The 26,788-nt window shown below is 42.5% G+C and carries 30 protein-coding genes; 14 read left to right on the top strand and 16 right to left on the bottom strand.

What is annotated here, in order from left to right:
* Positions 1 to 121 precede the first annotated feature (121 nt).
* From HWQ58_RS06925 to HWQ58_RS06910, 4 genes are all read right to left on the bottom strand, one after another.
* Positions 122 to 781, bottom strand: a complete 660-nt coding sequence (locus tag HWQ58_RS06925) for a ribonuclease HII (protein ID WP_292859533.1) — start codon at positions 779 to 781, stop codon at positions 122 to 124.
* A gap of 8 nt (positions 782 to 789) precedes the next feature.
* On the bottom strand, positions 790 to 2,928 hold the full coding sequence (locus HWQ58_RS06920) for an Rne/Rng family ribonuclease (protein ID WP_292859531.1): 2,139 nt from the start codon (positions 2,926 to 2,928) through the stop codon (positions 790 to 792).
* A gap of 937 nt (positions 2,929 to 3,865) precedes the next feature.
* Positions 3,866 to 6,565, bottom strand: coding sequence for a TIGR03936 family radical SAM-associated protein (locus tag HWQ58_RS06915; RefSeq protein ID WP_292859528.1), 2,700 nt, complete (start codon positions 6,563 to 6,565; stop codon positions 3,866 to 3,868).
* 148 nt (positions 6,566 to 6,713) lie between these two features.
* Complete coding sequence (locus HWQ58_RS06910; protein ID WP_292859525.1) at positions 6,714 to 7,043, bottom strand: STAS domain-containing protein; 330 nt, start codon at positions 7,041 to 7,043, stop codon at positions 6,714 to 6,716.
* A gap of 472 nt (positions 7,044 to 7,515) precedes the next feature.
* Between HWQ58_RS06910 and HWQ58_RS06905 the strand changes: the two genes are divergently transcribed.
* A complete protein-coding gene (locus tag HWQ58_RS06905; protein WP_292859522.1) occupies positions 7,516 to 7,713 on the top strand; it encodes a hypothetical protein in 198 nt (65 codons plus the stop codon).
* A gap of 255 nt (positions 7,714 to 7,968) precedes the next feature.
* Positions 7,969 to 8,190 carry a hypothetical protein gene (locus HWQ58_RS06900; protein WP_292859519.1) on the top strand — a complete coding sequence of 74 codons (222 nt, stop codon included), beginning with the start codon at positions 7,969 to 7,971 and terminating at the stop codon, positions 8,188 to 8,190.
* A 283-nt stretch (positions 8,191 to 8,473) separates the two neighbouring features.
* On the opposite strand, the gene HWQ58_RS06895 is transcribed toward HWQ58_RS06900, so the two are convergent.
* Positions 8,474 to 8,839 carry a hypothetical protein gene (locus HWQ58_RS06895; protein ID WP_292859516.1) on the bottom strand — a complete coding sequence of 122 codons (366 nt, stop codon included), beginning with the start codon at positions 8,837 to 8,839 and terminating at the stop codon, positions 8,474 to 8,476.
* A gap of 295 nt (positions 8,840 to 9,134) precedes the next feature.
* Here HWQ58_RS06895 and clpS point away from each other — a divergent pair, with 295 nt between their 5' ends.
* The 7 genes from clpS to HWQ58_RS06860 all read left to right on the top strand — a co-directional run bounded on the left by clpS (position 9,135) and on the right by HWQ58_RS06860 (position 12,648).
* A complete protein-coding gene (gene clpS, locus HWQ58_RS06890) occupies positions 9,135 to 9,416 on the top strand; it encodes an ATP-dependent Clp protease adapter ClpS (protein WP_292859513.1) in 282 nt (93 codons plus the stop codon).
* A 72-nt stretch (positions 9,417 to 9,488) separates the two neighbouring features.
* Positions 9,489 to 10,322, top strand: coding sequence for a type II CAAX endopeptidase family protein (locus HWQ58_RS06885; RefSeq protein ID WP_292859510.1), 834 nt, complete (start codon positions 9,489 to 9,491; stop codon positions 10,320 to 10,322).
* On the top strand, positions 10,319 to 11,254 hold the full coding sequence (locus HWQ58_RS06880) for a pentapeptide repeat-containing protein (protein WP_292859508.1): 936 nt from the start codon (positions 10,319 to 10,321) through the stop codon (positions 11,252 to 11,254). Before HWQ58_RS06885 ends, HWQ58_RS06880 begins: the two co-directional genes overlap by 4 nt.
* Positions 11,255 to 11,361: 107 nt before the next feature.
* A complete protein-coding gene (locus tag HWQ58_RS06875) occupies positions 11,362 to 11,904 on the top strand; it encodes a hypothetical protein (RefSeq protein ID WP_292859505.1) in 543 nt (180 codons plus the stop codon).
* 69 nt (positions 11,905 to 11,973) lie between these two features.
* Positions 11,974 to 12,150 carry a hypothetical protein gene (locus HWQ58_RS06870; protein ID WP_292859502.1) on the top strand — a complete coding sequence of 59 codons (177 nt, stop codon included), beginning with the start codon at positions 11,974 to 11,976 and terminating at the stop codon, positions 12,148 to 12,150.
* Between the two features lie 4 nt (positions 12,151 to 12,154).
* Positions 12,155 to 12,400, top strand: a complete 246-nt coding sequence (locus HWQ58_RS06865) for a hypothetical protein (RefSeq protein ID WP_292859499.1) — start codon at positions 12,155 to 12,157, stop codon at positions 12,398 to 12,400.
* Positions 12,401 to 12,480: 80 nt separating this feature from the next.
* Positions 12,481 to 12,648 (top strand): virulence-associated protein VapC, encoded by a 168-nt coding sequence (locus HWQ58_RS06860; RefSeq protein ID WP_292859497.1) that lies wholly within the window; start codon positions 12,481 to 12,483, stop codon positions 12,646 to 12,648.
* Between the two features lie 12 nt (positions 12,649 to 12,660).
* Here HWQ58_RS06860 and HWQ58_RS06855 read toward each other — a convergent pair whose 3' ends face one another.
* The 3 genes from HWQ58_RS06855 to HWQ58_RS06845 form a co-directional block, all read right to left on the bottom strand.
* Positions 12,661 to 13,299, bottom strand: a complete 639-nt coding sequence (locus HWQ58_RS06855; RefSeq protein ID WP_292859494.1) for a pentapeptide repeat-containing protein — start codon at positions 13,297 to 13,299, stop codon at positions 12,661 to 12,663.
* Entirely contained in the window at positions 13,296 to 14,693 is a 1,398-nt protein-coding gene (locus HWQ58_RS06850) for a DICT sensory domain-containing protein (protein ID WP_292859491.1), read from the bottom strand. The genes HWQ58_RS06855 and HWQ58_RS06850 overlap by 4 nt, the downstream gene beginning before the upstream one ends.
* 67 nt (positions 14,694 to 14,760) lie before the next feature.
* Positions 14,761 to 16,353, bottom strand: coding sequence for a photosystem II high light acclimation radical SAM protein (locus tag HWQ58_RS06845; protein ID WP_292859488.1), 1,593 nt, complete (start codon positions 16,351 to 16,353; stop codon positions 14,761 to 14,763).
* A gap of 592 nt (positions 16,354 to 16,945) precedes the next feature.
* On the opposite strand from HWQ58_RS06845, the gene HWQ58_RS06840 reads away from it, so the two are divergent.
* The 4 genes from HWQ58_RS06840 to HWQ58_RS06825 all read left to right on the top strand — a co-directional run bounded on the left by HWQ58_RS06840 (position 16,946) and on the right by HWQ58_RS06825 (position 19,465).
* Entirely contained in the window at positions 16,946 to 17,341 is a 396-nt protein-coding gene (locus tag HWQ58_RS06840; RefSeq protein WP_292859485.1) for a DUF1830 domain-containing protein, read from the top strand.
* Between the two features lie 171 nt (positions 17,342 to 17,512).
* Positions 17,513 to 17,974 carry a DUF4079 domain-containing protein gene (locus tag HWQ58_RS06835; RefSeq protein WP_292859483.1) on the top strand — a complete coding sequence of 154 codons (462 nt, stop codon included), beginning with the start codon at positions 17,513 to 17,515 and terminating at the stop codon, positions 17,972 to 17,974.
* Between the two features lie 68 nt (positions 17,975 to 18,042).
* The gene (locus HWQ58_RS06830; protein WP_292859481.1) at positions 18,043 to 18,609 is read left to right on the top strand and encodes a hypothetical protein; all 567 of its coding nucleotides are present in this window, start codon (positions 18,043 to 18,045) and stop codon (positions 18,607 to 18,609) included.
* A gap of 82 nt (positions 18,610 to 18,691) precedes the next feature.
* A complete protein-coding gene (locus HWQ58_RS06825; RefSeq protein ID WP_292859478.1) occupies positions 18,692 to 19,465 on the top strand; it encodes an ATP-binding cassette domain-containing protein in 774 nt (257 codons plus the stop codon).
* 61 nt (positions 19,466 to 19,526) lie between these two features.
* Here HWQ58_RS06825 and HWQ58_RS06820 read toward each other — a convergent pair whose 3' ends face one another.
* Entirely contained in the window at positions 19,527 to 20,300 is a 774-nt protein-coding gene (locus HWQ58_RS06820) for a response regulator transcription factor (protein WP_094349507.1), read from the bottom strand.
* A 591-nt stretch (positions 20,301 to 20,891) separates the two neighbouring features.
* Here HWQ58_RS06820 and HWQ58_RS06815 point away from each other — a divergent pair.
* Positions 20,892 to 21,140 carry a DUF6761 family protein gene (locus HWQ58_RS06815; protein WP_104907495.1) on the top strand — a complete coding sequence of 83 codons (249 nt, stop codon included), beginning with the start codon at positions 20,892 to 20,894 and terminating at the stop codon, positions 21,138 to 21,140.
* Positions 21,141 to 21,495: 355 nt separating this feature from the next.
* Here HWQ58_RS06815 and grxD read toward each other — a convergent pair whose 3' ends face one another.
* From grxD to HWQ58_RS06780, 7 genes are all read right to left on the bottom strand, one after another.
* A complete protein-coding gene (gene grxD / locus HWQ58_RS06810; RefSeq protein WP_292859475.1) occupies positions 21,496 to 21,819 on the bottom strand; it encodes a Grx4 family monothiol glutaredoxin in 324 nt (107 codons plus the stop codon).
* 87 nt (positions 21,820 to 21,906) lie between these two features.
* A complete protein-coding gene (locus HWQ58_RS06805; protein WP_292859473.1) occupies positions 21,907 to 22,164 on the bottom strand; it encodes a BolA family protein in 258 nt (85 codons plus the stop codon).
* A 222-nt stretch (positions 22,165 to 22,386) separates the two neighbouring features.
* A complete protein-coding gene (locus HWQ58_RS06800; protein ID WP_292859470.1) occupies positions 22,387 to 22,995 on the bottom strand; it encodes a hypothetical protein in 609 nt (202 codons plus the stop codon).
* A 764-nt stretch (positions 22,996 to 23,759) separates the two neighbouring features.
* A complete protein-coding gene (locus HWQ58_RS06795; RefSeq protein WP_292859932.1) occupies positions 23,760 to 24,518 on the bottom strand; it encodes a 1-acyl-sn-glycerol-3-phosphate acyltransferase in 759 nt (252 codons plus the stop codon).
* Between the two features lie 112 nt (positions 24,519 to 24,630).
* A complete protein-coding gene (gene tadA / locus HWQ58_RS06790; protein WP_292859467.1) occupies positions 24,631 to 25,116 on the bottom strand; it encodes a tRNA adenosine(34) deaminase TadA in 486 nt (161 codons plus the stop codon).
* A 406-nt stretch (positions 25,117 to 25,522) separates the two neighbouring features.
* A complete protein-coding gene (gene grxC, locus HWQ58_RS06785) occupies positions 25,523 to 25,837 on the bottom strand; it encodes a glutaredoxin 3 (protein WP_292859464.1) in 315 nt (104 codons plus the stop codon).
* 48 nt (positions 25,838 to 25,885) lie between these two features.
* A complete protein-coding gene (locus HWQ58_RS06780) occupies positions 25,886 to 26,458 on the bottom strand; it encodes a DUF981 family protein (protein ID WP_292859462.1) in 573 nt (190 codons plus the stop codon).
* Between the last annotated feature and the right edge of the window lie 330 nt (positions 26,459 to 26,788).

Genomic DNA, 26,788 nt, shown 5'->3' with positions numbered 1-26,788 from the left:
AATTCAGGAGTCAGTCGCCAGAATACCCTTTCAGGGAAGCAAGCTACAGAATTGAATTCTGTAATTAGTAGAAGGTCTGAATCCCCGATTAATTCATTCTGAATTCTGTATTCTTCTTCAATCACTCAACACTCAGACCTTTGATTTGGCAAGGACGAAAAGACTGACGATGTAGGGGCGAGGGCCCGTATTGTTGCAAAGCCAGCAAATGCCGCTGGCTACCATAACCCTTGTTATTTTCCAGGTTGTACATAGGGTACTTTAATGCTAAATGCATTACCAGATCGTCACGCCAAACCTTAGCGATAATACTAGCAGAGGCAATAGCGAGCGATCGCTCGTCTCCTTTGACTATTGTTTGTTGCGGTAATAGCAAATCTTTGATTGACTGATTGCCGTCAATCAAGCAAAGTGCAGGCTGTACTTTTAACTTCAGCACAGCCCGCTTCATTGCTAACAACGTTGCTTGCAAAATATTTATCTTGTCAATTTCGGCAGTAGAAGCAAACCCAATTTTCCAGTCTATAGCCAGCCCACAAATTTGCTGCACTAGCTGAGTTCTCCGAGAACTAGACAACTTTTTACTGTCTTTGATTTTAGCTGCCATCAGTATTGGCAAAGCGCGATCTGGTAAGATCACTGCTGCCGCCACCACAGGGCCAAATAGAGCACCTCGCCCTACTTCATCCACACCTGCAACCAACCCTGGAATCTCTGACAACAAGGTAGAAAACTCCAACCAAGTGGATTGTTCCAAAAGTGTTGGCGATGTTTCTAGCATAAAGTAAATTAATTATCCTCAATCGCAGAGGAACGGCGGCGGCGACGGCGGCTGGCAGTGGCGCTGCTATTAGCTTCGCTTTCATCTGCGATCTCGTTCGCGGCGGTTTTCGCAGACAAGCGTCCCGAAGGATTCATAGTCAACTCCGATGGTTCAGTTGTCTCTTCGCTCAAAGATTTTTGTTCTGGCTCAATAACTTTTGGTGTCGGTATTTTGCTTGCAGTTATTTCAGGTGTTGCCTTTTGGGCAATAGTGATTATTTCAGGTGTTGCTTTTTGGACAATAGTTGATTCTGAGGTTGATTCAATTGGGGTCGTTGGCTGTTGACCGGGCTGAATCACATTAATAATCACAGATTTGGTATTTTTAACCTCTTGCTCTAACTTCACCAAGGGAGATATTCCCATCAAGGCAAATATATCCTGTTCTTGGAGGCTCATTTCTACAGTTCTAATCTCCGGTGGTTCTACCACTGGCTTAACTGGTTCTGCCTTGATAATTTTAGTGCGCTCTACTCTTTCACTCCAGCCTGGTTTACCAAGGGTGGGTGAAGGAATTTCTGGCGCAACTCCTAGTTCTGGTTCCATATCAAGGTCTAAGTCTGGCTCATTAACAAAAGCCAGAGGATTGGGAACAATCCGAGCTTCATCTTTCCCGTTTAATCCATTGACACCAATTCGACTGCGGCGAGTGCGGGTACGGCGCTTATCATTAAGTTCTTGATAACTAGGATGATTGATCAGATTGAGGTTGCTCAATTCCGAGTCGCCGTCAAATGCTTCCCCAAATCCATCATAGGTTTCTCGTGGTTCTGGGATGCGGGCAGATGGCTGACGTGGTTCTCGGTGAGGCAAGGATACAAAACGCTCGCGCTCTGGTGTCTCTGCCGGTATCGGTAATCGGTTTTCGAGTTCTCCAGGCAGACGCACGGTATGTCCTAAACCGCCACAGGTGGGGCAAGTTTCACCAAACAATTCATAAATATTTTGACCCTGACGTTTGCGGGTCAATTCTACTAGACCTAGTTCGGTAAGTTGGGCAATCTGGGGACGAGCTTTGTCTGCTTTGAGTGCTTTATTAAAGTGTTCGAGAACTTGCAGTTGGTCACGTCGCGATTCCATATCGATAAAATCAACGACGATCACGCCAGCGATATTTCGCAGACGCAACTGGCGAGCAATTTCTGTTGCTGCTTCGCAGTTTGTCCACAAAACTGTTTCTCTAGCAGTTGCCGATCGCGTGAAGGAACCTGAGTTAACATCGATTACGGTTAATGCCTCCGTTGGCTCGATGATAATGTAACCACCAGAAGGTAGGTCTACTCTCGGTTTCAGGGCTTCTCGAATCGCAGCAGTGATGCGGAAGTACTCTAAAATTGGGGAGCGATCGCGATGATGGTCAATCAACAATCCCTGCGGTGTTTGACCGCCACTCCAATTCTGCAAGTACTGTTTGACGCGCTTTAAACCAGTGCTGGAATCCACGACAATCCGATTGACATCCGCGCCGTACATATCCCGCAATACGCGCTGGATAAAGTCATCGTCTCGGTTGAGCAGTGCTGGAGCACGGGTGGAATGCGCTTCCTGCTGGATAGCCTCCCATTGCTTTTGCAGCAATTCCAAATCTTCCATAATCGCTTCTTCGGGTTTGCCTTCTGCTTCTGTACGCACAAGCAAACCCATTCCCGCCGGTTTGACCAAAATCGCCAGCGCTCGCAAGCGGTTGCGCTCACTTTCACTTTTAATCCGTCGGGATAAATTGACGCCCCGACCGTAGGGCATCAGTACTACGTAGCGTCCAGGTAAGGTAATATTACCCGTGAGCCTGGGTCCTTTTGTCCCCGTTGGCTCTTTCATTACTTGCACCAAAACTTTCTGTTGTGGTGCTAATAGTTCTGTAATTGCCGCAGCGGTACGCTTCAGCTTCAATGGCCCCAAGTCGGTAACATGAATAAAACCGTTGCGCTCTGGGTCACCAATATTGACAAAAGCCGCATCTATCCCAGGTAATACGTTTTCTACTACTCCTAAGTAGATATCACCTATTTGATGATGACCCGTAGCAACAACGAGTTCCTGTATTTGATCTTCAGAAAAAACCGCAGCAATTTGGTGCTGCTCCGCGATAATAATTTGTTTTGGCATTCAATTTCCTCAAAAATTGGCAGCACTTACAGGTTTGAGGTTTGTTGTATCAAGTCCGGTTAATTACTTAATAATTCAAAACTACTTGCGTCTTGGCGTTAGTTTTAATTACTAGTGTTTTCTCGGTTTGATATTATACTTTCGCTGCCCTCGCAACCCTCAAAAGGCGCTACTGATAATAAAAATCGCAAATCTGAGCTTCTAAGTTAAATAGCTATTGGCGCTCTTAAGAGCGTTTTTACGGCTGATTATTCCTGAACTGCTACATATCGTTTAAGCAATTAAATCAACCGTCCGTGGTTGATTTGTGATGCAATACCCTCAATCAAGAGAGTTCTGAGTTGAAAGTTCTAAATCCTGAGTGGGCATTTTAACTCAGGATGCTTTATTTGAGAGTAACCTACTGAATTCGTTAAGAAAAAGAAACTATTTCTATTTTCCATTCCCCGGATTTATCTTAGGGCTATACTCAGCTGCGCCAGTTGCTAACCTGTCTTGAGCCGCTCTAGCCTAAGACAAGCAGCGCTTTGCGCGTCTCGTATACGTCTACAAGTCGGCATAACCGACAGCGGTTGCTTTAACTCTAAAAAAGTAATGCACTAGCTCTTGGGCACTACCTGGATTAGACATTCAGCAGTTGTTTAAAAGCATGGATTTAGAGAAGCTAACCGAGCCTGCTGTTAGTTACTGATTCACAGGGTAGCTATAGAGAGAGTGTGCATTCTTTAATCTACTTTTTGATTTGTCTAGGATAAAATCCTAGAAGTTGCACTCTAATATCTTTGCTTTCGCCCCCAGAATACCAGGGTAGTGAACCAGCTAATTCAATGCAGCGCCAGAAAATTTCTCTTCACCCTATTCTAACGCAACCTTGCTAAAAATCAATTCCTGCAAACTGCCATCTTAGGACAAATACTAGCAAGTTGCCCTATAGGGATTATACCCCTAAAATTAGCCGATTGCGGTGGATGTGCAGGAGTTGAAATTCTACACCAGCCACCATCCCTAGCATAAACAGGATTTGTTCGGGACGCAACAGCAAACCGTCCTGGCGATAGCTACCTAGATAACGGATTACAGATGACATAGATTCTGCAACGCAGTTGTAGTTTTCTACTAACTCCAGTTCAAATAAGCGATCGCGCAGATTTATTAACTGGCTTTTGCCTGATTTAGTTATTTGCTCGTACCAAAGTTCCTCTTTTGCTTTGATTGTATCAATCCAGTTTTGCCATTGTATGGGTGTTGTTTCTGCAAGTGCTGCTACAGTAATTAAATACTCTGCGGACTCTAGCAGTTGGGTAGCGGCACTAGCTTTTAAATCTATCTGCTCTACATTATATATAGGTATGTCTGTGGGCATTTCACAAGCTAACTGTTCTCGGAAAGTATCAACTTCCACTGGCACTGTTAACTCAAAATCTGCAATTTCACCGCTGCTAGTAGCCCCTAGAGCCAAAGCAGTTGCTAGAGAAATCCGTGGCATTGGGTGAAACCCACCAGTAAAAGCAATTGGTAAACCTGCTCGCCGTACAACTCGGTCAAACAGACGGATTAAATCGAGATGGCTGATCAAAGCCATATTACCTTGTTTTCCAAACCAAACTCGCAGTCTTTGCGCCTTAGTTGTGTTGGGGACAAACTCGCCAGCAAATTTTGGGATAGCAGGTGATTCAATCACCACGTTATGCCCAAAGTCGGTGCCACAGACACCACAGTGAGAACAACCTTCAAAAGAGCAGTCAGGTACAATTGCAGCTTCTAGAGCGCGTTGCAAGTCTTCTTGAAGCCACTTTTTGTCAATCCCGGTATCAATATGATCCCAAGGTAGGGGAATATCGAGGGAGTGAGTGCTGAGTGGGGTATTCTCCTCTGCTCCTCTGCTCCTCTGCTCCTCTGCGTGAAACAAATTCCATTCGCCATTTTCTACTTGGCGGTATTTCCAATCTAAATCGGCTTGGACGATCGCAGACCCCCAAGCGCTAAAAGCCCGATCTAAATTTTCATACCAGGAATCCATACCTGCACCCAATTCCCAGGCAAGGCGGACTACTTTGCTCAAATTGCGATCGCCTCGTCCCACAAAATCTTCCATTGCCGAAATGCGGACATCGGTAAAATTTACCTTCACTGCCTTTATTCGGCGGAATTCTTGCCGCAACAGGTTTTGTTTTCGCTTAAATTCAGCGGTAGAAACTGAGTGCCACTGGAATGGTGTATGGGGTTTGGGCGTAAAGTTAGAAATTGTCAGGTTAAAGTTTAGGGGTTTTCTTCCCTTACCTCGACATTCTCGCTGTAGCCAGCTTACCGTTTCCGCAATGCCCACAACGTCAGCATCCGTTTCACCCGGCAAGCCAATCATAAAATACAACTTTATTTTATCCCAGCCTTGTTCCCAAGCGGTTTTTACTCCCCGCAACAATTCTTCATTTGTCAACCCCTTATTCACAATGTCTCGCATCCGCTGAGTACCAGCTTCTGGAGCAAAAGTTAGTCCACCTTGCCGTGTGCCTCCCAGGATATTGGCAATATTCTCATCAAATCTGTCTACCCGTTGACTTGGTAGAGTCAGAGAAATATTTTCATTTTTTAAGCGATTTTTGATTTCCATCCCCACTGCTGGTAGGGACAAATAATCAGAACAACTCAGAGATAGGAGGGAAAACTCATTGTAACCAGTTGCCCGCATACCTTGTTCAATTGCTTCTACAACCCGATCGGGTTCTACATCCCGTGCTGGTCGAGTTAGCATTCCTGGTTGACAGAAGCGACAGCCACGAGTGCAACCACGCCGAATCTCAATACTCAAGCGGTCATGCACCGTTTCTACATAGGGAACTAGACCAATGGAATATGCTGGTATGGGAGTTGCAACCCGTCGCAGAATTCGTTTTGGCACGTCTGGGCGACGAGGATGAACTGAGCCATTCTCTGCCATATCGTAAAACTGAGGGACATATACGCCAGGTATCTGTGCCAAATCAAGTAACAGATGTTCCCGACTCAATCCTGCTTGTTTGCCTTCTTCCAACACCAAACCAATTTCTGGCAGTAGTTCTTCTCCATCTCCAAGGGCGAAAAAGTCGAAGAAGTCAGCATAAGGCTCAGGATTCGATGTCGCTGTTTGCCCACCAGCAAAAATCAACGGAAAAGGAGATGAGGAGGATGAGGGTGGTATTGCTTCCTCATCTCCCGTTACTTCCTCATCTCCCATTACTTTCCCTGCTTTTTGCCTTTCTCGCCACGTCAATGGAATTCCAGCCAAATCCAACATTTCGAGGATGTTAGTTGCACCCAGTTCGTAACTGAGGCTAAAGCCTAAAATGTCGAATTCTGTCAGCGATCGCTTTGACTCTACCGCAAACAATGGCGTATTAGTTTCGCGTAGTTTGGCTGCCAGGTCTTTTCCTGGGAGGTAGGCGCGATCGCACAATTGACGCGGTTGCGCATTCAAGATGTTATAAAGGATGATGTGCCCTAAATTAGATGCACCGACTTCATATACTTCTGGGTAAGTTAAAACCCAATGTATTGCTGTCGTATCCCAAGGTTTGTGTACTGCTGACAGCTCGTTACCCAGGTAACGGGCTGGTTTTAAAATATCCGACGTTATTAATCTTTCAACTGCAACAACCACTGTGCTATCTTCTAGCTACCTTAATTACAGCTACCCAATCCCAACCTTAGCATTGAATTAGGTCTTATAACAGAATTTATCGTTGTAACTTACAACTCCTTTACAAAAACTCTACTTATTGCCCAAACCTTTGTGCTTTTATATAAAGTTATGTTTGGGCCAACTCAGCTTCAGCATCTAATATTTCAAATACCCTATCGAGTTGCGTTAGTTCAAAAATAATTCTAATTTGTGGAGCAACAGCACAAAGTCGGCAACTTCTTCCTAAAGTAAGAGCCTGCTTGTGTGTAGATAACAATGCCATCAACCCCGCGCTGTCTAACGATTCTACTGCTGCGAGGTCTACTACCAAGATGGAAATACCATTTTGCGCCAACGCTGTAGTCATATCTCGTTCAAATTCCAAGGCGTTTGCAGCATTTAAACACCCTTGGGGGCGAATAACTGCAATCTTGGGATAGTTAAGCACTGCCTGCATAGTTACATCCTATTAAGAATTTTGAAGCGTCAAGCTAAGGATTATTTGAACATAAACTCTATTTTGTTGCATCGACCATACGTCTTAGCTCTCTTTGCTAAATCTTTATTGCTTTAGTATGTCTGTTTAAAGATTGTTATAATTCCAGGTTAAAATGTGTTTATATATACTTTTTTTTTATGTCACTTCAAAAACAATCAACTATAGACAGCCATAGAGCAGACAAATTATCAGTAACTATGCTGATAAACCTTGCTTAGTCTATAACTAAAGCTAATTTAGCCAAGTCTTAACGTTAGGTTAAATCTCCCACTTTAGCGTTGCTGATGGCATACGGCAAAGTCATAGTGAATTATCTATCTAACTAATTAAATTGTGATATATATCACTAGCAAGTTAGTATTTGGATCACTCTTTATACTGAGGCTGATCTGGGATGATTAGTGCCATATTACAGTTGGATTATTACTCTATGAGAACTCAGTACGCTATTCGTAAATTGGTAGAAAAAGCTCTTGACATTAAAAAACTAACTCCTGAGATAGAGAATGAAATAAACTCAGAACTGACAGAACTGGGTTACATTTCTGATGTTGATTACGAAGCCCTAGAATTATTAATGGCAGAGATGGATGCTGGGCGAATCCAGTTGGTTCCTAGCCTATTTTAAAATAATTCATAATGACGCTCTCTACGAACGCGAACAGCGTGTCGCAGACAGAAGTTGTGTGTAGCTTGCTTCTCTGTAAGGATACGAGGACTCTCTAACGTAATTCGTAATTAAATTTAGCAGAGGGATACAAGGGCGATATCATTGCTAGTATTTTTCTATGAGGTTGATTATTTAAATACTTAAGGTGGCGTAAACTGTGCTAATGAACCTCTACATTGTGCATTCGTAGTAAATCTTCATACAGTTCGCTAAATGCCTAAAAAAATTCCTCCCAATCTGTTTGCTGAATTTGTCCACAAGCGGAATGAACTCGTTGCTAAGGGAGTTGATATCATCAATATGGCTACTGGCGATCCAGATAAACTGACTTCTAGTCATATACTTCAGGTGATGCATGAGGCGATTGACGACGCTGTTAACCACAATTATCCACCTTACCAAGGAACGAAAAAATTTCGGGTGCGAAGGATGTAGCAATCGGATTTCCCAGTATTCAACGCATGAAAGATGCTGGTATTCGCTACAGTTGAGGAAGAGACTGGAAATTAGGGACACTTCGGCAGTTCAGTGCATCGCTGGGACTGGGAAGATAAGGGGGACAAGGAAGACAAGGAAGAATTATTCAAGAAGTCTCTATGTTGTCTATTCCCAATGCCCACTTGCCCTGATCGTACCCCTGCTCTTAAAGCTTGCTACGCGTAGCGTTTCCAAGAGTTGCCGTTCGCGTAGCGTCTCGTAGAGAAGGGATGCCCAATCCCTAATCCCCAATCACCAATCCCTCTTGATATGCTTGCCAAAGTTGGTGAATAAACTGATTGAGTTGCTGCTTTGCGACTGAATCAGGTTCAGTTTTTGGTTCTTTCGCTAAAAGTTGGCTCAAGAAGGTAATTACTTCTGTGTCTAATGCTGGGCGAAATAAATTGGCAGGCCAAAGTAAGTCAGATGCATCTCGCAAATCGGTAATTAGCGGTGATTCTTCTATGAAAGTAACCATTAATAAAGGACGCACCCAGCATAGCTGGCGGGAAACTACAAATTGAATGACTTCTGCATACAGGTTCCTGTCGCCATACTCTAGAGACACAATTTGTCCCGCTTGAAGAAAATCTAGGCTCATGTCCATCTTGGGCAGGGGCAAGGATTATTTTGCTTGCAACTTGCTTAATCTTAAAAGTGAAAATGCGCTACTTTAAGAAAAGCTTCTGTAAGATTAGGGTAGCACTCTTATGGCAGGCATGTCTTAGACGTGTGCCTTATCTAAGTGGCTACGCAAAACTAATACAACCAATCCCTGGCAGCCAAAGGTTTTCCTAGCATAGTATCTGAGCAGAAATACTATAGAATAGGTAAATAACTGTTGAGCGATCGCAAAACAGAGATTTTGTTGTAGTGAAGTAACGAGAAAAGAGCAAAGAGCCGTGTCAGTTGAAACCATTGAAAAGCCTTCCACAACCCGCAAGCTCGCGCCTCGGTATCGCGTTTTGCTCCATAACGACGACTACAACTCTATGGAGCATGTTGTACAGTCGCTAATAGCCACTGTACCTAGCCTTACCCAACCCCAAGCTGTGAGCATCATGATGGAAGCCCATACTAACGGGCTAGCTTTAGTCATTGCTTGCGCCCTGGAACACGCTGAGTTTTATTGCGAAACATTGAAAAGTCACGGTTTAAGTAGCACGATTGAACCTGATGAATAGTCATTAGTCATTGGTCATTGGTCATTGGTCAAAATTTGGAGTATTGACTAGTGATTGATGACTTAACTTAGTATGAAAAAAAACCTTGTCCGTTTAGCTGAACGCCCTGCCCCTATTAGGCTGGGTGCTTTTATTTTGACTTTATTGTTGCTATGGTTGCCATTGGCTACACCAATATACTTACTAGTGCATGATTCAAATTTAGAAAGTATATTGACATTGGTATTGTTATATGCAGTATTTATTTTTATTCTGAGATTATGGGGTAAATATGTCTACCAGCAGCCCCAAATTCTGCAGCATTATGGCTTAGAATTCACGCGGCAAAACGGTGTAGATTTACTGCGTGGCTTGGCTATGGGGATAATTAATATTCTGATACTTTTTGGGGTAGAAAGTTTGTTGGGTTGGTTGGTGTGGCAACAACCGAAAGTTTTTTTGCTGAAAGTAATTTTAGAGGGTTTACTTGTTGGCTTGGGCATCGGTTTTGCTGAGGAATTGTTATTCAGAGGCTGGTTGCTAGATGAATTACAACGAGATTACAGTCCGCGTGTGGCACTGTGGACAGATGCAATTGCGTTTGCTACATTGCACTTTATTAAACCCTTGGAGGCAATTATTCATACACTGCCGCAATTTCCAGCTTTAGTACTGCTGGGGTTAACGCAAGTATGGGGAAAACGTTGGCGGAGGGGACGCTTAGGTTTACCAATTGGTCTGCATGGTGGCTTCGTATGGGGTTACTACATTATTAATGTGGGTAAATTAGTGAAATATTCTGGTCAAGTTCCTGATTGGGTAACTGGTGTAAATAATAATCCTCTACAAGGAGTGATGGGGGTGTTGTTAATGAGTGTACTAGCTTTGTGGATACGGGGAAGGACTGAGCGATCGCGTCATATATGAAAATAAAAGTATTAATCGTATCAGCTTTATTACTTACTTTTCTTTCTAGTTGTAAAGATTGTCAGGCTAAAAAAACTTCAAATCCGGCTCATGTGAAGCAGTTGCTAACAACTAAAAAATGTCCCAAGTGTGATTTAGGTGGTGCTGATTTAACAAATACTGATTTAGCTGAAGCAGATTTAAGAGAAGCTGAACTGACTAATGCTAAATTAGACGGAGCCAATCTACAAGGGGCTGATTTAACTAAAGCTGAACTAAGATGGCGAGATGATGTTGGCGACAAAGGGAAAATGGGTATATCAGAAATTGGTGATGATTACTGTAATGTTACCTATGAGGCTTCATTAAAAGGAACTAAATTGAAGGGAGCGAAACTTATTCAAACTGACTTATCAAGTTTGGATTTAAGCGAAGCTAATCTAAGTGATGCTGATTTGACTAATGCAAAACTAAACTGGGCAAAACTCAATAAAGTAAATTTAGAGAAAGCTAATTTAAATAGCGCTTTCTTAGAGTCAGCAGAACTAGATTACGCTAATCTAAAAAAAGCAAATTTACAAGGTGCGAATTTAAGTTTGAGTAGCTTGTATCATGCAAATCTCAAAGAAGCTAACCTTACAAATGCCAATCTAGATCACAGTTCACTTTTAGGTGCAAACTTGCAAGAAACACAGTTTATAAATGCTAATTTGGAAGCAGCTCTACTGAGCGGCGGTCATCTTGTTAATACTAATCTAAGTGGAGCTAACCTGAGCAGTGCTTCTCTAAAAAATGTTAATTTACAGAAGGTTATCTACGATTCTCATACTATTTGGCGTGGAGCCTCTTATAGCGAGCTTACACAGTTTCCTAATGAATTTAATTCTATAAAAAAGCAAATGAAATTTGAAAAGCTATTTATTGATAAAGTAAATATCAAGAAGAGGGATTAGATTAAAGACTAAATAGTAAAATCTTAAGCCCGTATGTAGTGGGCATTGTCCACCCTATAAATACTAGCTTTGTGGATACGATAGCAACCTGAGCGATCGCTTCATATATGGAAATAAAAATATTAATCGTATCAGCTTTAGTACTAATTATTCCACTAAACTTACTTTTTAGTGGGTGTAAGAATGAAGACGAAAATAAGGCAATGGATGAAAAGATATCAAGACTTGAGAAAGAAGCAGAAAAACATATTATATATAAGATTCGGGAGCAACAGAGCTACTTCTCCAAACACAAAACCTTTTTTAAACCTCCTGATGAACCAGGAACTAAATATGGTTCCTTTCCACCAATTTTCGGAACACAAATTTGTTATCGTTACTATACTGATTTAAATCCTGACGTTATCTCTAAGACAACTACTGATGCTGTTTATAGCTATGGCGTTCAAGACTATTGTAATGGAAAGTGGGGCTTTGAGCTTAAGTCGTATGTTGGAGCAGTCTTTGCTGTTCCCATTACTGGAGATAAACAACTGAAAACCCTAAGTATTGTTTGTAAAAACGTTGAAATTTATGGTCGTATACCCTCTCGACCAGAATACATAAACGGTGTAGTAAAATGCCCCAATAAGACAACGAAAGTATATTAACGCGAAGAAGGACTGAGCGATCGCCTCTCTGATAATATCAGCACTGGCTTACATACACACTTACCATTTGTGGAACCTATAGAAGAGCAATACTTAGTAATAAATGCCCTAGAAGCTCTAAATTTACTTGTTTGGAGATTAAATGATGAAGACACAGGGTATTGGCATATTCAAACTCCTAGCACTGTTTTACCCTTGGCAACGATATTACAAAACGGCGAAGTAGTGACCTTCGGATGGGAATAAAACGATGACGCAATCTAACACCATTAAACAGCAGCAAGCGCAAAGAATATTAGAATTATTTGCGATCGCACGTCAGCGATATTTGGATGCTGGAGGAGATCCTCGATGTACTCCACGGGGACTCAAAGGAGATGATTATATGACAGATGAGGAAAGGCAAGAAGCGCTGGTATTAGGAAGGCAAATTTTTCCACAAGAATATATTGATAATAGAGTACGCAGCATCAAATCTCCTCCCGTGGAAAGCTAGTCTATTCTTCACCACGGGCTTAGATAAGCTGTTCAACTTACAGCTTGTTAATCGATGAAATTGTGCTTTAATCCTGCCCAATGACCTATCAATACCTGTTAGACACCAACATCATTTCAGATTTGGTAAGGCATCCTCAAGGTTTGATGTTTCAACGACTCGCAGCCGTAGACGAAAACTGGATTTGTACCAGCATTATTGTGGTGTTCCTTGCTAGTCTAGTATATTATTCATCGCAGTCTGTATAAATTAACGCCTATTCAAAACGCAGCTTCCACAACTGTCCCCACCACACACGCTTTATTCAAATTAACGCCGTTTAAATTTGCACCTTCTAACTCTGCACAAAGCAAATTCGCCCCTGAAAAATTCGCCCCTGCTAAATTCGCCCCCCGCAAGTCAGCTTCTTCCAGGTTTGCTTCACTCAACAATGCCCCTTGCAAATCGGCACGACTCAAGTCTGTACCTTTGAGATTTGCTCCAGTCAGGTTTGCACCGCGCAGATCAGCACCGCGCAAGTCAACGCCTTGCAAGTTCACATTCATTAAATTAGCACCACTCAAGAAAGCACCCACCAATGACACATCACTGAGTCTAGCTCCCATCAAGTTAGCGCCACGCAAATTGCTACCCCGCAAGTCAGCGCCTGTTAAATCTGCTTGCATCAGGTTTGCTCCCATCAGGTTCGCGCGCAAATCAGTTTCTTGGAGGTTGGCTCCCATCAAATTTGCCCCCTCCAAATGTCCACCTTCGAGTTTGGAAGCCGCGAAATTAGTGCCGACAAGGGTAGCACCAGCAAGATTAATCCGGCTTAAATCCAGTCGGGAGAGTTCTTCGTCTTCTAAATTTGCCCCTGGAAGTTGTTTGAGTTTTCCTAATCTAATGGCTTCAATGTTCATGTAAAGTAACTACCAATCTGCTCACTTATCTTGCTGTGGCTATCCCATTGGGAATCAAGTATCCAGATGCCAGCGCTGAATTTGGGTGTCATCAAGGGTAAGTCAAGTCCCTGTTGTAAACCCATAACTAATAAAGCTAGGGTATCTACAAGTTTAGGGTCAAAGCGGGTAGATTGTTGCTGTCTGCACTCATCTAAAGCTTGAGTACATATCTGCTCCTGGCTTTGATTTGACGATTTTCGCTGATTGAGTCGCAACTGAAAGTCTGCCAATAATGCCAAAATTCTCGACTCTAGAGGTATTTCATCTCCAGCTAAACCTGCTGGTTCCCCTGTGCCATTCCACCACTCGGTTTGATGAGTAATAATTTGGGCAACTGCTCGCAGTCGTGGCATAGTTCGCAATACCTGGGCCCCTGGTACTAAGGGGCAAGTTAAGGGAGAACTGGGGGCATCTTCTTGGTAGCGTATGGATATACCACCAGTGAGAACGCTTTCTGCTTTTTGTAATGGATCTATGCGATGCAACAAAGCCGCTAGCCGCAATCTTTTAATCTGCCATGCGGGAAGATCCAAAAGCTGGGCGATCGCTTCCGCAAGAACTACTACTTCCGCAGCTGCCATTGGATTGTTGACATCTGCCATATCCATCAGTTGCGCCATTCGCAAAAAGGCTTGGATTTCGTTAGAAACCAAGTTGCGATCTAGGGTTTGTTTCTGAAGCGCTGTGGGGATGGATAAATTCTCTTGCCCAGTCTGGAGGTAATCTACTACACGAGAGACAACTGCACCTAAATTTTGGGATCTGTCCATTGAAGGTACAATTTGCTGTTTATCGGCTGTGAGTTTTTGTGCCAGTTCTGGGTTGTATTTACTGATGTGAGCGATCGCTATTTCTGCTGTCTCTTGCACTAACTCTGGCTCAAATGTCCACAAGCCATAAAATTTGCGCTCTAAGTCTGATGTCGGTACTCCAGCGTTGCCATAATCAGCCTCTGATAATTCTTGACAAATTACCATTGCTGTGTATTTTGGCGATAAAATAATTAAATGCCACTCTTGCGCTACTGGATCGCTTGGATCTAATCTTACTAAGTCTACATTGGGTAGCTGGCTGGTAGGATGTTCAGCAAAGCCGGATTCAGAGGCAGCCATGATGGCAATTTGGCGGCTGCGCTGGGCGATGTCTGCATATCGTTCAGCTTCTTGTAGATACCATTTACCCTGTTGGAAGGCTGTGATGACTAAGGGTGTACCGTCATCGGTTAAGATATGGTCTTCGAGAGCGTGGCACAGGGCAACTAAGGTGTTTTTGTAGTAAACACCGAATCGAATTGGCCTGGTGGTGTGGCGATGGGCTGTTTCTAGCTGTTGTAGGATTGAACCTTCTAACATGGGATTTGATAAAAATAACCGCAGAGGCGCAGAGGACACAAAGGAGGAAAATTATAATTCGTGTTTACTAGGATACACCTGCTAACTGTTTTTCTTTCGTTTCTAATGGTGCTGTCAGTGCTGCTTCTAAGTCAGCACAACCCAGCTTTTCTTCTAAGATTTTCATAACTTCGCGTCCGAAGTCGTTGGGGTTTTGTTGCCAAGCTTGCAAGCAGACTTCGCCGAAAAATGAACCAAGGGGTTCGGGATTCCAGAGAAGTTTTTTGGCTGTCCACGGCATCAAACTCATTGGATTGTACCCTGGTTTGAGGATGCCTTCTTTGAAAGCGTATTCTTCTAAATGGGTATGGGGTTGTAGTCCAATAAAGAAGATGGCAGGTTCGACTTTATCAGCGCCAAAAATCCGTTCTAGTTCGCGGTGGTAAGCGATGGTTTGGCGGATGGTTTCGGGACGTTCGTCAATCACGTTAAAGGAGTAGTTGACGGAAACTAAGTCGTTGAAACCAGCAGCTTTTAAGTCACGGCAGTTTTGCAAGACAGTTCGCAGATTGTACCCCATCCGCATTTTCCGCACAAGTTCTTGAGAACCACTAGTAATCCCGATTTCAAAATAGTTCATCCCGGTTTTCGCCATCAAGTCACACAATTCGGGTGTCAAATTGTCGGCTCTGATATATGCTGCCCAGTGGATATCTGTCATACCAGAATCGACGATTTTTTGCAATAGTTCTATGGCATCGGCGATAAATTTTTTCGCGGGGATGAATTGGGCATCGGTAAACCAGAAGTTGCGAATGCCGTGATCGTATAATTGGCGGATCTCAGCAACGACTTCATCTGCTGGGTTGATGCGTACTTGTTTGCCTTCGACGACGGTGTAGACGCAATAACAACAGTTGTGGGGACAACCACGTTTAGTTTGTACACCTATATAAAAGTCTTGCTCTTGTAAGTAATAGTTAAATTCCGGCCAGATGCTTTCGATGTAGTCGTAGTTACAAGCTGTTTTTTCTATTGGGGTAGGTTGTTCGTGAATTAGCCGTTTCCGTGGTTGAGTTTCTCCGGCAACGTAACAGCGTTCATCTCGAAAATCTCTGCCACTTAAAAGTTTTTCCAGCAGGGTTTCGCCTTCACCCACAGAAATAATTGTCCCTTGGGGTAAGCTTTTACCCAGTTGCTCGTAAAATACGCTGACTGCACCCCCACCGACAACTACACGAGCATTAGAATTATATTTTTGGGCACGTTTTAAACCGCGTTTGATTAAGCTTTGGTTGCGCCACAACTCTACATAGTAAGCGATGAATATTCGCAAACCGCCTAATCCGCCGCGTAGTTTCAATAGAGGATTCTTAGCGTAGTAAAATTCAAAAGCATTTTGCAGCGGGTTACCACCACGTCCGCCAACTGGGGCATAAATTTGAATATCCCGCCAAGAAAATACTAGTAGTGTCGGTTTAAATTCATCAATACAACGATCCAGAGCCGAACTGTAGTCTAAAGGTGGCACCGTTCCCAAATCAAAGATGCGCTGTTCAATATTAGGAAACTGCTTGTGGACATGATCGCTCAGGTAGACAACCCCTATAGGAAAGATAGGGTTACAAGGAAGCCGAACATAAAGAATTCGATTTTCTATCATCTGTGTTTTAACTTCCATCTTGCCAATCTGTGGAAAAAGCGAGAGAAACATCCAGTCTTAAAATATGTGCTTGTTTTATTTGGTTTTATCGGTCGCAATCGTGCTTGACATTTCAGCCGATTATTGGTAAATCCGAAGAAACTACCGTTAGCAACTGCGGAAAACGCTAAAATTTCTATGCATAAAACATACATAGAATCTATAGAGAGCTTTATGAAGTCATTTTTTCATATAGCTTTACCATAACATTGAGTTTATTCATTAAGCGATGATCCCCGTCGATTAATCCTGGGATAGATGAAACAGCAAAACTCACTTCCTCGCTATGCAAAAAGCAAGGGGATCGTTGTTATGTCAATTCCCTAACAATCTGTTTTAAGAGAATTGAAACTTTCATACTAGAAAAAAATATCAAAAACTTTTATCTATAGTGTATAATTCCGAAAAAGGTGTGAATATTTACAAAATTTTCATAACTAAAAATATATCTTTAGACAGAAATAATCTACAACTACTCAGTTGGTATTCGCAGTTACAGCAACTGGGGATCAGTGGGTGCTAGGCTTGGCTAGTGTAATGTAAAATTGTGGCGTAAAGCTCCTCAGCAGTTATGGCTCAAATATTAGATCCTCTACCACCTGAGCAATCAGGAAAAATTCTCTGCTGCTACATTAATGCCACGAGCAAAATACAGGTAGCTCGCATCTCCAATATTCCCAACTGGTACTTTGAAAGGGTTGTTTTCCCTGGACAACGTTTAGTTTTTGAAGCTCCGCGAAAAGGTCAAGTGGAGATTCATACAGGGATGATGGCAAGTGCAATTTTATCCGATAAGATTCCGTGCGATCGCCTGATGCTCGAAGAACCCAGTACTTATGAGTTTGATACAGACTCATCAGATGGAAAAGACCCTATTAATACCAAATTAATGGTGCAGCAAATTAATACAAAAATCGGAGATACTACAAAACCCTTGCAAATCCTTGGTTTAGCCTCGGTTGATTAAAAAAAACAATTTTATCTAAATTTAAGGGTTGCTAATTCAGCAGCCCTTTTTGTTTGTTATTTATTGGGCATTGGGCATGGGGGAAAAACTTACTGCAACTTCTCCTCTGCTCCCCTGCTCCTCTGCTCTCCCTCATCCCCCTCATCCCCTATCTCATCTACAATCAATCTTATGAATCTGCCTTCATTTCTTTGGTTGTGGAAAATAGCCGCCTGGTCAATGGGATTATCCCTGCTGGCATATCTGATGTTAGCAGTTACTGGCGTTTGGATGTTTCGGGCGAGAACTTCGCAGCAATTCCCTTTTATTACCCCATTTATCGGCGGTAATAAAGAGGTGCGATCGCTCCACTATACAATAGGCATCAGTATGGTAAGTTTAGTGCTACTACTGCTAGCGATCGGCATTGTTGGCACTTTCGGGCACTTTGGCTCTTTAGGTCACTCGTCACACCTAATCGCTGGGTTGGTAGTGGTAGCATTAGTTCTACTGTCTGCTTTTAGTGCGACCCAAATTAGTGTCAGACGACCTTGGGCCAGACCCTTACACATCGGCGTCAATATTATTTTGTTTATAGGATTTGCCTGGGTGTCCCTTACTGGTTGGATTGTAGTGCAAAAGTATTTACCGTGAACTACCACACCCCAACCACCAGGGAGATAGACCTACCCTACAATGAAGAAAAGCATTGTAATTGAGCCGTGACAGCAAACTCAGCCAATATCTCAGCTTCTGTTTTTCGTCTGTCTCCTTTGATTCGGATAACGTTGCTGAGTCTATACATAGCACTCACAGTCCCATTACCCTTCTTATCGCAGGTAACAGCTGCACCCGTATCTCCAGAATTATTGTGGATAGGGATTGGCATCGGTTTAGTTGCCTTGTACGCAGTATTAACTGAACAAGTAACGGTAGATGACGAGGGAATTCAGGTTACTTACCCCGCCTGGGTGCCTCGCTTTTTTCGTAAAGGCTGGTCTTTACCTTGGTCACAAGTTAAAGAGTTAAAACCCCGCACCACTGGTCAAGGAGGGCTAGTTTATTACTTCCTCAGCCAGGATGGAAAAGCTTATTTACTACCGATGCGTATAGCTGGATTTGCCCGTTTGGTGCAAATTGTCCAAGCAAAGACGAGCATTGACACCACAGATGTTCGCCCTTTAGCGCAGCCCTGGATGTACCTGATTTTACTAGTATTCACTCTGCTGCTACTATTAGTCGATGGCTGGGCGATCGCTACAGCATTAACTACTGCACAATTAACTTAAAATTGGGCATGGGGCATGGGGCATTGGTTATTTCTCCCTCATCTCCCTCATTTCCCTCATCTCCCTCATTTCCCCACTCCCCTTGAATACAGCAAAAGCCACACTCAGGCTAGAGCAAGTTAATCTGTTTACAAAGCTGAAAACCCAACTTCCCAGCAATCAGCAGGGATACCCCATATTGCAGGATATTTCCTTAGAGGTATTCCAGAGCGATCGCATTGCCATTGTAGGCCCAGTAGGCGCTGGTAAAACTTCGTTATTACGCCTCCTCAACCGCCTAATTGAACCCACGAGTGGTAAACTCTATCTAGAAAATCAAGAATATCGCCAAATTCCCGTTATCCAGCTACGGCAGATGCTTGTACTTGTATTGCAAGAATCAAAGCTGTTGGGGATGACAGTTGGGCAAGCCTTGGCTTATCCTTTAGTTTTGCGTGGTTTGCCCAAACAGACAATTCAGGAACGAGTCAATTACTGGACAGACCAACTGCACATTCCCAATGAATGGTTAGAGCGAACAGAGGTGCAACTTTCTGCAGGACAACGACAACTAGTAGCGATCGCTCGTGCCTTAGTCATCCAGCCTAAAATATTATTATTAGACGAGCCAACCTCTGCCCTAGATGCTGGTACGGCTATTCATCTAATGCAAGTCTTAACCCAGTTGAGTCAAAGTCATCAAACCACGATTCTCATGGTCAATCACCAACTGGAACTAGCCCAGATGTTTTGCACTCGGTTATTACACCTACAACAAGGTCATTTATTCGCAAATCAAACAGCCTCAGAGATAGACTGGATTGAATTACGAAAAAGCCTGATTCAAGCAGCAGCTCAGGACGATTTTGGATTTTAAATTTTGGATGAGACAGGAATCAGGAATCGTTTTCTTACTCCCCCTCACCCCAATGCGCCATTCACACTTGACTACTAGTAAGTGTTGAACGTTGATTATTAAATCTCTCTCTAGCTAACTTTGTTGTCTGTGACTGTGAAATATTGGTATTCAAAATTTCCATGTTAAAACGGTATCCAACATTGCGGATAGTTTGAATCAAATTGGGTTGCCGGGGATCTAATTCAACCTTTTTCCGCAGCGATAAAACGTGAGTATCAATGGTACGAGGGTTATCAATAGCGTCAGGCCAAGCACGACGCAACAATTCTGATCTACTTAAAGGTACTCCTCCAGCTTGTGCTAAAACGTACAGCAGACTGAATTCCTGGGGCGTTAAATCAATAAACTCCCCCTGAAAGCGGACACGACGCTGAACTAAATCGATTTGCAAAGTGCCATAATCCAAATAAGCTGGTGCCGTAGGTGTGCGCTTCCGGCGAATCAGTGCCTCTACCCGTGCCAAAAACTCTTGCATTCCAAAAGGTTTGCTCAGGTAATCATCTGCACCCGCCTTTAAACCTGCGACTATATCAGCTTCACTATTACGGGCAGATAGCATTAAGATTAGAGGCTGCTGCTGACGATGCAACCAACGACAAAACTCAATACCATCACCATCAGGCAGGTCTGCATCTAAAACTACCAGTGTTGGTTGATGGCTTAAAAATACTTCCCTTGCTTGATAAATACTGGCAGCTTGATGCACGCGGTATTCCAGTTGTTGCAAGTGCCAACCCAACAACGATCTCAGATGAGGATTCCCCTCAATGATTTCTATACAAACCGAACCCACGGTGGCAAGATCCCTTAGCGTCGATGACTTTCAAAGTAACAAGCCCATCTCTAAGGTTTTGTAGCCTTTGTTACTTCAATTGCGATTAACTTTACATTTCCTAATAAAATGAGTGTTAATATCTTTAACTTATGCCTTTATGCCTTGCCAATAGCCGATTATAAATATTATTAAATTTTTATTAAATTTTTAGAAAGTGTTGTTAGACTTATGAAAAGTTCTTTTAGCTTAACATTTTGCTTTTAGATGGGTGTTATATGACAAATATCTAGAACCCAATCAGCTAACCTTACTACAACAGCTTTTCAACCTGATGTGAAAGTCGATTTTTTCGCAAAAATTTTAGTGCTTCTATCAAGGAATATAACATCAATACAATTGGGCTGTTGATTGTGAAAATCAAAAAAATAACTCAACAGCTAACTAGAATCGATGTTTTCTGGAATAGGATTAAAGAAGCTTGTAGCTGCTATGAGGGTATTACCCAAAGTAGATGTGTTGACTTTGAGTTAATGCCAAAGTGAAATTACAGTTCACATTTGAGCGTGAATCATTTACAATTCTCATTCCAAAGAGATTAATACAGCAGTTATGCTCCAAGACACACAAACCATCCGCTATTACCAAAGACTCACCGACGCCTTCGTCGAGCTATGGAATCGCGGTTATCGCACAGATGATATGCGGATGTATTTGGATGGATATCTAGCCGCACTGCGACATAGCAACGTCATTGAACCTTTTCTGATTCATCGCCTAGAAGAGGAAGCCAGCCGCTACTTGTACGATGGATCGAACTTTGCAGTCCCGCAACCACAGCCACAACCCGATTACTACTAAGTACCATTTACCTGGTCATTGATAGTAACCGTTAATTACCGCAGATAATTATAGCATATTATCTGTATTGGTCAACGGGTTGTCGTGGTGTGAAATTTTGGAGATATTTATTGTATTGATTAAACGCATCCCCTTAGTCCTATATTGGTTTTGCCAATGCGACTGAGGGGATTGTTGGCTAGCTATAAAATTAAGTCCAACAAAGAGTATTTTTGTGAGAAACCGATTAAAAAACCCTTGAAAGGGGAGAGAATATAGTGTCTCTCCTTTCTTTCAAGGATATTAAAAACGGCACATTGCCTTGATTGCGAAGGGCAAATTCAGCAGCATATCCTTTAATTTGCGTAAAGAAAGATTAAGAAGCTAATGCTACTTCTACCTTTTGCTGCAATTCACCTTTTTGGTACAGTTCAATTAAGATGTCAGAACCGCCAAGGAATTCACCATTGAGATACACTTGGGGAATTGTGGGCCAGCTAGAGTATTCTTTAATACCTTGACGAATTTCCGGGTCTGATAGAACGTCAACCGTCTCAAAGGGAACTCCCAAGGTATTGAGAATCTGCACAACATTGTTGGAGAAACCACATTGGGGCATTAACTTGTTTCCCTTCATGAAAACTAAAATCTTGTTTTCTTGTACCAAGCTATCAATTTTGTCTTTGAGTTCTGGTGTCATGGTATTTATGTTTCCTATGTTGGATTCAACAGTGAGGAGTGAGGAGTGAGGAGTCAAAATTCATAACTCCTAACTTCTAACTCTTATTTACGAAGCTGCTGTTGCTTGCCAAGCTTCGGGAGTGTATGTTTTCACCGCCAAGGCATGAATCGCTTCAGTTGACATAGCTTGACCCAACGCACCATAAACTAACTGGTGCTGTTGCACTAGTCCTTTACCTGCAAAGTGCGATGAAACTACTGTCACCTGATAGTGGTCGCCGCCCCCAGTCAAGTCTTGCACCTGAACCTGTGCGTCTGGCAGTTCCGCCTTGATCATTTCCTCAACCTGTTGCGGACTAATCATCGCAATTCCTGAAAAAACTTACTTTTCTATTATTAACAGATATAGAGCAAATGCCTGTGCCAACTTCAGGCTTTGGCAAGGCTGTAGACAAAGGCACCTCTGGGGTGTATTGCTTGAGAACGCTGGGTCAAGGTTACGGCAGATAGCTCTATCCTAGCACTGGGGCGTTCCCAAGCAACTGCTTAGGAAAATGTAGGTAAAAAGAGGTAACAAAAATTTAATTTATTTTTTTGGAGATGAGGAGGATGAATTACCACCTTCTCTGGGATAGGGAGAATCAACAAAACCCAACTCAAACAACTGTTTATAGGCTTTTTTGCCTAAATCCCGCGTTGGGTTTTGACTCTTAATTATTTGAATCAACAATGGTACAGCTAATTCTGGCTGATTTTGTGCCCGATGTACCAATGCTAGCTGAAAAGTAGCTTCATCTCGCTTTTGGGCTGTTAATAGAGCTTTTTGACGCTGAGAATCAGAAACTCTGTTGTCAATTCCCGAAAAGCTAGAATTTAACTCTTGATAAAAATTAGATAGCTGATTATAAACTTGACGTGCTTCTTGCAGTTTCTTGGCAGCTAAGGGGTAGTTTTGAGCAGAAACGGCTTGTTCTGCATCTTTTACTAAGCGATCGCCACCTGCAATGCTCAAAAGGCTGTTACTTTCGGTTATGGGGCGGAGATTATTAGGAGCGTTGGGATCAATGAGTTGTGGTTGGCTGGTAGTGCCTGGTGACTGTGATACCTGAGCATTCACAGGTGATAGCAGGCTGAGGACTGCTATAACTGATAAAACAGTATGGTGCATCAAGGTAACAGCGACAGCAGTGTTCATGGGATCAATTAGTGCGACAACTATATAAAAGAGTTACGGAAACTTCGGGTATCTTAACTCTGTTTTGGTCTTGGACAAAGCAAAGTTACATCCTAAGTATCTCTGATTTAGACTAAAAATCAGTTTAATAGAGTTCCCATTACCCCTGTATACCAACTAACTTATATCGCCGCGATCAGTGATACCTACGGTGGAGTGCGTTACCATCTGTCTGACTACCGACTTTCTTCCCCAATAATTATCTCAGCTTAACTAGAATATTTGGCAGGATAATTTTCCCAAAGCACTGCTTGAAGTATTTGCGTAGGTTAGCAAAAACCGTAGGCATCGCACCAAACTAGTACCGCAAGGCGGAATTCAAAATTCAAAATTCAAAATTCAAAATTAATACAGCGTAAGCATTTCATTGGTTTTGAATGGGTGGTTTATTTACGCGGTACTGTACTAGTTCAGAATAGCGATATCCTCAGTCCGCGCTTCCCAACTTTTTACTTAACTGTCTGACTAAATAGTGAAAATATTTATCATCAAGCTATTCAGTAGTTTGCAGGCAATTAATTAGCTATTGCAAAAAAATGCCAATTTGGCTGAATATATCATTAATAGAGGGTAATCTATATATATACATACTCAAAGGTTGCAAAACACCACTAATCTTTTGTGACTTACTTAGGATGAATATAGCAGTTAGCAATTAGTGTCAAATATTGAAAAGGTGCAGTTTCTAAATTATGCACGGTCAATAATTATCAGGTTTGACTATATCAAGAATTAGTAATTTCTGCAAATGCGTGGTTAGTAATTTTTGTTTCTTGATGACTTAACTGTTGCAGTGCCTTTGCTAAATCAGTTGTAATGCTTTTGGCATCTTGTTTTATAGAGCCATTCATGTAATCCGCGACTTTGATTGGAGAGCCAATGTCAATACTTACATCTGTACCCCAATTGGGATAAGGTTGGCTGTAGTTAATGCCTATGGGTATAATTTTCACTCCTAGCCCGGAATGACTAGATTCAGCACTCAAAGCAAGACGAGCAATTCCTGGCTTCAATTGGTGAACTTGGCCATCACGAAAAATGTTACCTTCTGGAAAAATCACCAAGGTTTTATGCTGCTGAAGTAGCTCTACTCCATGTCGCAGCGTGCGGATTGACGGATGCTTAGAATTTACAGGAAACCCCCCCAAACGTTGGACAAACCAGCCTTGCAAACCTTGGCATTCGTCAATAGTCACCATAAACCGCAGGTCTTGTTCTCTGCGACAATCAGAGGTAGCGTAAGGTACGAGCAATGCATCCCAACGCGCCCTATGGGTAGGCGCAAGGATCACAGGCCCAGTTCTAGGGATATTTTTTTGTCCGGTTATTCTAATTTGTCCAAAGAATAATGGTAATAGGCAGTGACGCCCTAATAAATATGCCAGAGGACTTAACCAAGGAGAAACCCTTGAGGTAGTGCTATCTACCTGAGGATTTGTCGGGGTTTGCTGGCAGGTATCGGATGAAGAGTAAAATTCCATCATGACGGATGTAGCTGATTGACGGGTAAAATTTAACAAGATGCCTGATTAGTTACACCGTAGATTCTCTTGTGTGACTTGTGTCGTACTAGATGGACAGTTTTACCTCTGTCCGTTATTTTACCTGACGCCGCTTAGTAGCAAACCAAATCTGTAATTGCTGACGACAAGCTGACTCTAGTATGCCTCCGATTACCTGTAAGCGGTGATTAGAAGCAGCGCTATCGGGGATGTTAATAACTGTACGAATTGCGCCAGTTTTTGTATCGTCTACTCCATATACAAGTAATCCTAATCGTGATTGGACGATCGCACCTGCACACATCGGGCAAGGTTCGAGAGTTACATAGAGGGTGCATTCATTAAGATGCCAATTTTGTAAACTTGTTGCCGCTGTCTTGAGAGCGAGAATTTCCGCATGAGCGGTGGGATCTTTGTCGCGCTCTTTTCTGTTTTCTCCTTGCGCTAGCAATTTGCCTGTCGAATCAATGATAACAGCACCTACAGGGATTTCACCTGCATCACCTGCTGTTTTTGCTAATTCTAAGGCATAACTCATCCATTGTTGATGTATAAGATATTCTGTATACTTAGTTAGCATATTCTTATCAATTCGATATTCCTTGCCCTAAAGGTGGGCAAACTTGCAGTACAGTTTACCAACTCAGTACTGAGTGCTGAGTTCTGAGTGAAGAAAAAGTACTCGGTACTGATGTACTTGGGTTTTAGCCCCGCCCGCAAGTGGCGCGGAATCTTTTTTTCAGGAGGAGGTTGATACCCCACCCGCAAGTGGCGTGGTCTTTCAACTCAGCACTCAGCACTCGGAACTCAGCACTATTTATTGGCACAATGTCTAAGCTAGTAATGAAAAGTTTGTAGTAAGCACTTTAGTGCTTAGAAAATTAAGGACTAAAGTCCTTACTACGAACTTGCTCACCGAGCAATTTAAAATCCAAAATTGCCCAACATCACATCACCAAAGAAATTGTTGGGGGCTAATTTGATTTCTAAATAGCGGCTTGGGCTAAAAGGGGATCGAGTTGACTTTGTGTGTCTAATTGATAGAGGTCATCGCAGCCGCCAATGTGCTGGTTATTGATAAAAATTTGTGGTACGGTACGGCGACCTTTGGCGCGTTCTGCCATTTTAGCTCTGGCTGCTTCGTCACCGTCGATTTTGTATTCAGTAAAATTTACACCTTTCCACCACAGCAGTATTTTGGCACGAATGCAGTAAGGACAAGTTTGCCAGGTGTAAAGTTCGACGTTGGCTTTGACTCGCTCTGGATGGCGATTTAAAAGGGGATTAAGAAAGTCCAGCATATTGATCTTAAGCAAGGTTTTCACTATGTCTCTAGCCTAGATCATTGCTTACCGCATCGGCGCAGGAACCCACTTTTGGAAACTCTCTAAATGATTCCAGTAAGATAAATATCCAGTCAATGCCCAAATTAGAGCGGCTACTATCAGCACTGCTACGCCAATTAGCCGCCAAGTTCGGTTGGTTTTCCAATAAAGAGTTGGTGCTGCAAAAATACCACCTAACCCAGTTAATATAAAGCCGATTCCTGATAAAAGCGGTTGCTTTGTCAAATTCAAGTTGATGATCCGGATACCCACTACGATCGCAACTACACCAGCAAAAAAGCCGTAAATTGCTATTGTCAATAAATCCCAACCTTGAGCCAGGGCGAGCGCTGCTGCAATAAACAAGATTCCAAATAAGACACTTGTTTCACCGAAGGCAATATTGAAGCTACCGATGACTGGCCAGGTGAAGCTCATGTGTAAACCAGTTGTTAAGGCGATCGCCCCAGTAATTCCAAATCCCGGAATCCACGGTTTTTGGTTAGAATTATCTATACCACGATACACATAGTCAGCGAGTAGAAATAACCCAGCTACCATATTGATCAACATGAGTGTGATGTAGTCGATAAACACGATTAACCTCTGAATTTGACAAGCTTTTTACTCTGCGCTTCGTTTTTTAGTTTTTAGTGAATTCACCAGATTTTTTTCTTTATTATTTTATACCTAAAGATAAACACTCAAGAAAAGCAATGTTCTAGAGATACACTGCTAGCCATTTGTGCTAGTTCTTATACCGTTTCTTTGTAAAGCTGCATATATTTACCCCTGGCTACGCCGTCCTCCCTTACTAAGGGTACCGTGTACACACAAGTCGAATTTCTTCTTAAATCCCAAAGATTACCTACTTAATCGCAGTGATGGTTAGGGTGGGGTAAAACTAAAGCTAAAACCTTAGTAAAT

It is taken from the genome of Nostoc sp. LPT (genome assembly GCF_017115165.1).
GTDB lineage: Bacteria > Cyanobacteriota > Cyanobacteriia > Cyanobacteriales > Nostocaceae > Nostoc.
The sequence above is the reverse complement of the archived record's forward strand: the minus strand, read 5'-3'. Positions and strand labels throughout refer to the sequence as shown.

What these genes read in the sequence shown, in the direction of transcription:
- HWQ58_RS06925 (WP_292859533.1), bottom strand. Translation starts at nt 781, where the DNA reads ATGCTAGAAACATCGCCAACACTTTTGGAACAATCCACTTGGTTGGAG.
- HWQ58_RS06920 (WP_292859531.1), bottom strand. Translation starts at nt 2,928, where the DNA reads ATGCCAAAACAAATTATTATCGCGGAGCAGCACCAAATTGCTGCGGTT.
- HWQ58_RS06910 (WP_292859525.1), bottom strand. Translation starts at nt 7,043, where the DNA reads ATGCAGGCAGTGCTTAACTATCCCAAGATTGCAGTTATTCGCCCCCAA.
- HWQ58_RS06905 (WP_292859522.1), top strand. Translation starts at nt 7,516, where the DNA reads ATGAGAACTCAGTACGCTATTCGTAAATTGGTAGAAAAAGCTCTTGAC.
- HWQ58_RS06900 (WP_292859519.1), top strand. Translation starts at nt 7,969, where the DNA reads ATGCCTAAAAAAATTCCTCCCAATCTGTTTGCTGAATTTGTCCACAAG.
- HWQ58_RS06895 (WP_292859516.1), bottom strand. Translation starts at nt 8,839, where the DNA reads ATGGACATGAGCCTAGATTTTCTTCAAGCGGGACAAATTGTGTCTCTA.
- HWQ58_RS06885 (WP_292859510.1), top strand. Translation starts at nt 9,489, where the DNA reads ATGAAAAAAAACCTTGTCCGTTTAGCTGAACGCCCTGCCCCTATTAGG.
- HWQ58_RS06880 (WP_292859508.1), top strand. Translation starts at nt 10,319, where the DNA reads ATGAAAATAAAAGTATTAATCGTATCAGCTTTATTACTTACTTTTCTT.
- HWQ58_RS06875 (WP_292859505.1), top strand. Translation starts at nt 11,362, where the DNA reads ATGGAAATAAAAATATTAATCGTATCAGCTTTAGTACTAATTATTCCA.
- HWQ58_RS06865 (WP_292859499.1), top strand. Translation starts at nt 12,155, where the DNA reads ATGACGCAATCTAACACCATTAAACAGCAGCAAGCGCAAAGAATATTA.
- HWQ58_RS06860 (WP_292859497.1), top strand. Translation starts at nt 12,481, where the DNA reads ATGACCTATCAATACCTGTTAGACACCAACATCATTTCAGATTTGGTA.
- HWQ58_RS06855 (WP_292859494.1), bottom strand. Translation starts at nt 13,299, where the DNA reads ATGAACATTGAAGCCATTAGATTAGGAAAACTCAAACAACTTCCAGGG.
- HWQ58_RS06850 (WP_292859491.1), bottom strand. Translation starts at nt 14,693, where the DNA reads ATGTTAGAAGGTTCAATCCTACAACAGCTAGAAACAGCCCATCGCCAC.
- HWQ58_RS06845 (WP_292859488.1), bottom strand. Translation starts at nt 16,353, where the DNA reads ATGGAAGTTAAAACACAGATGATAGAAAATCGAATTCTTTATGTTCGG.
- HWQ58_RS06840 (WP_292859485.1), top strand. Translation starts at nt 16,946, where the DNA reads ATGGCTCAAATATTAGATCCTCTACCACCTGAGCAATCAGGAAAAATT.
- HWQ58_RS06835 (WP_292859483.1), top strand. Translation starts at nt 17,513, where the DNA reads ATGAATCTGCCTTCATTTCTTTGGTTGTGGAAAATAGCCGCCTGGTCA.
- HWQ58_RS06815 (WP_104907495.1), top strand. Translation starts at nt 20,892, where the DNA reads ATGCTCCAAGACACACAAACCATCCGCTATTACCAAAGACTCACCGAC.
- grxD (WP_292859475.1), bottom strand. Translation starts at nt 21,819, where the DNA reads ATGACACCAGAACTCAAAGACAAAATTGATAGCTTGGTACAAGAAAAC.
- HWQ58_RS06805 (WP_292859473.1), bottom strand. Translation starts at nt 22,164, where the DNA reads ATGATTAGTCCGCAACAGGTTGAGGAAATGATCAAGGCGGAACTGCCA.
- HWQ58_RS06800 (WP_292859470.1), bottom strand. Translation starts at nt 22,995, where the DNA reads ATGAACACTGCTGTCGCTGTTACCTTGATGCACCATACTGTTTTATCA.
- HWQ58_RS06795 (WP_292859932.1), bottom strand. Translation starts at nt 24,518, where the DNA reads ATGATGGAATTTTACTCTTCATCCGATACCTGCCAGCAAACCCCGACA.
- tadA (WP_292859467.1), bottom strand. Translation starts at nt 25,116, where the DNA reads ATGCTAACTAAGTATACAGAATATCTTATACATCAACAATGGATGAGT.
- grxC (WP_292859464.1), bottom strand. Translation starts at nt 25,837, where the DNA reads ATGCTGGACTTTCTTAATCCCCTTTTAAATCGCCATCCAGAGCGAGTC.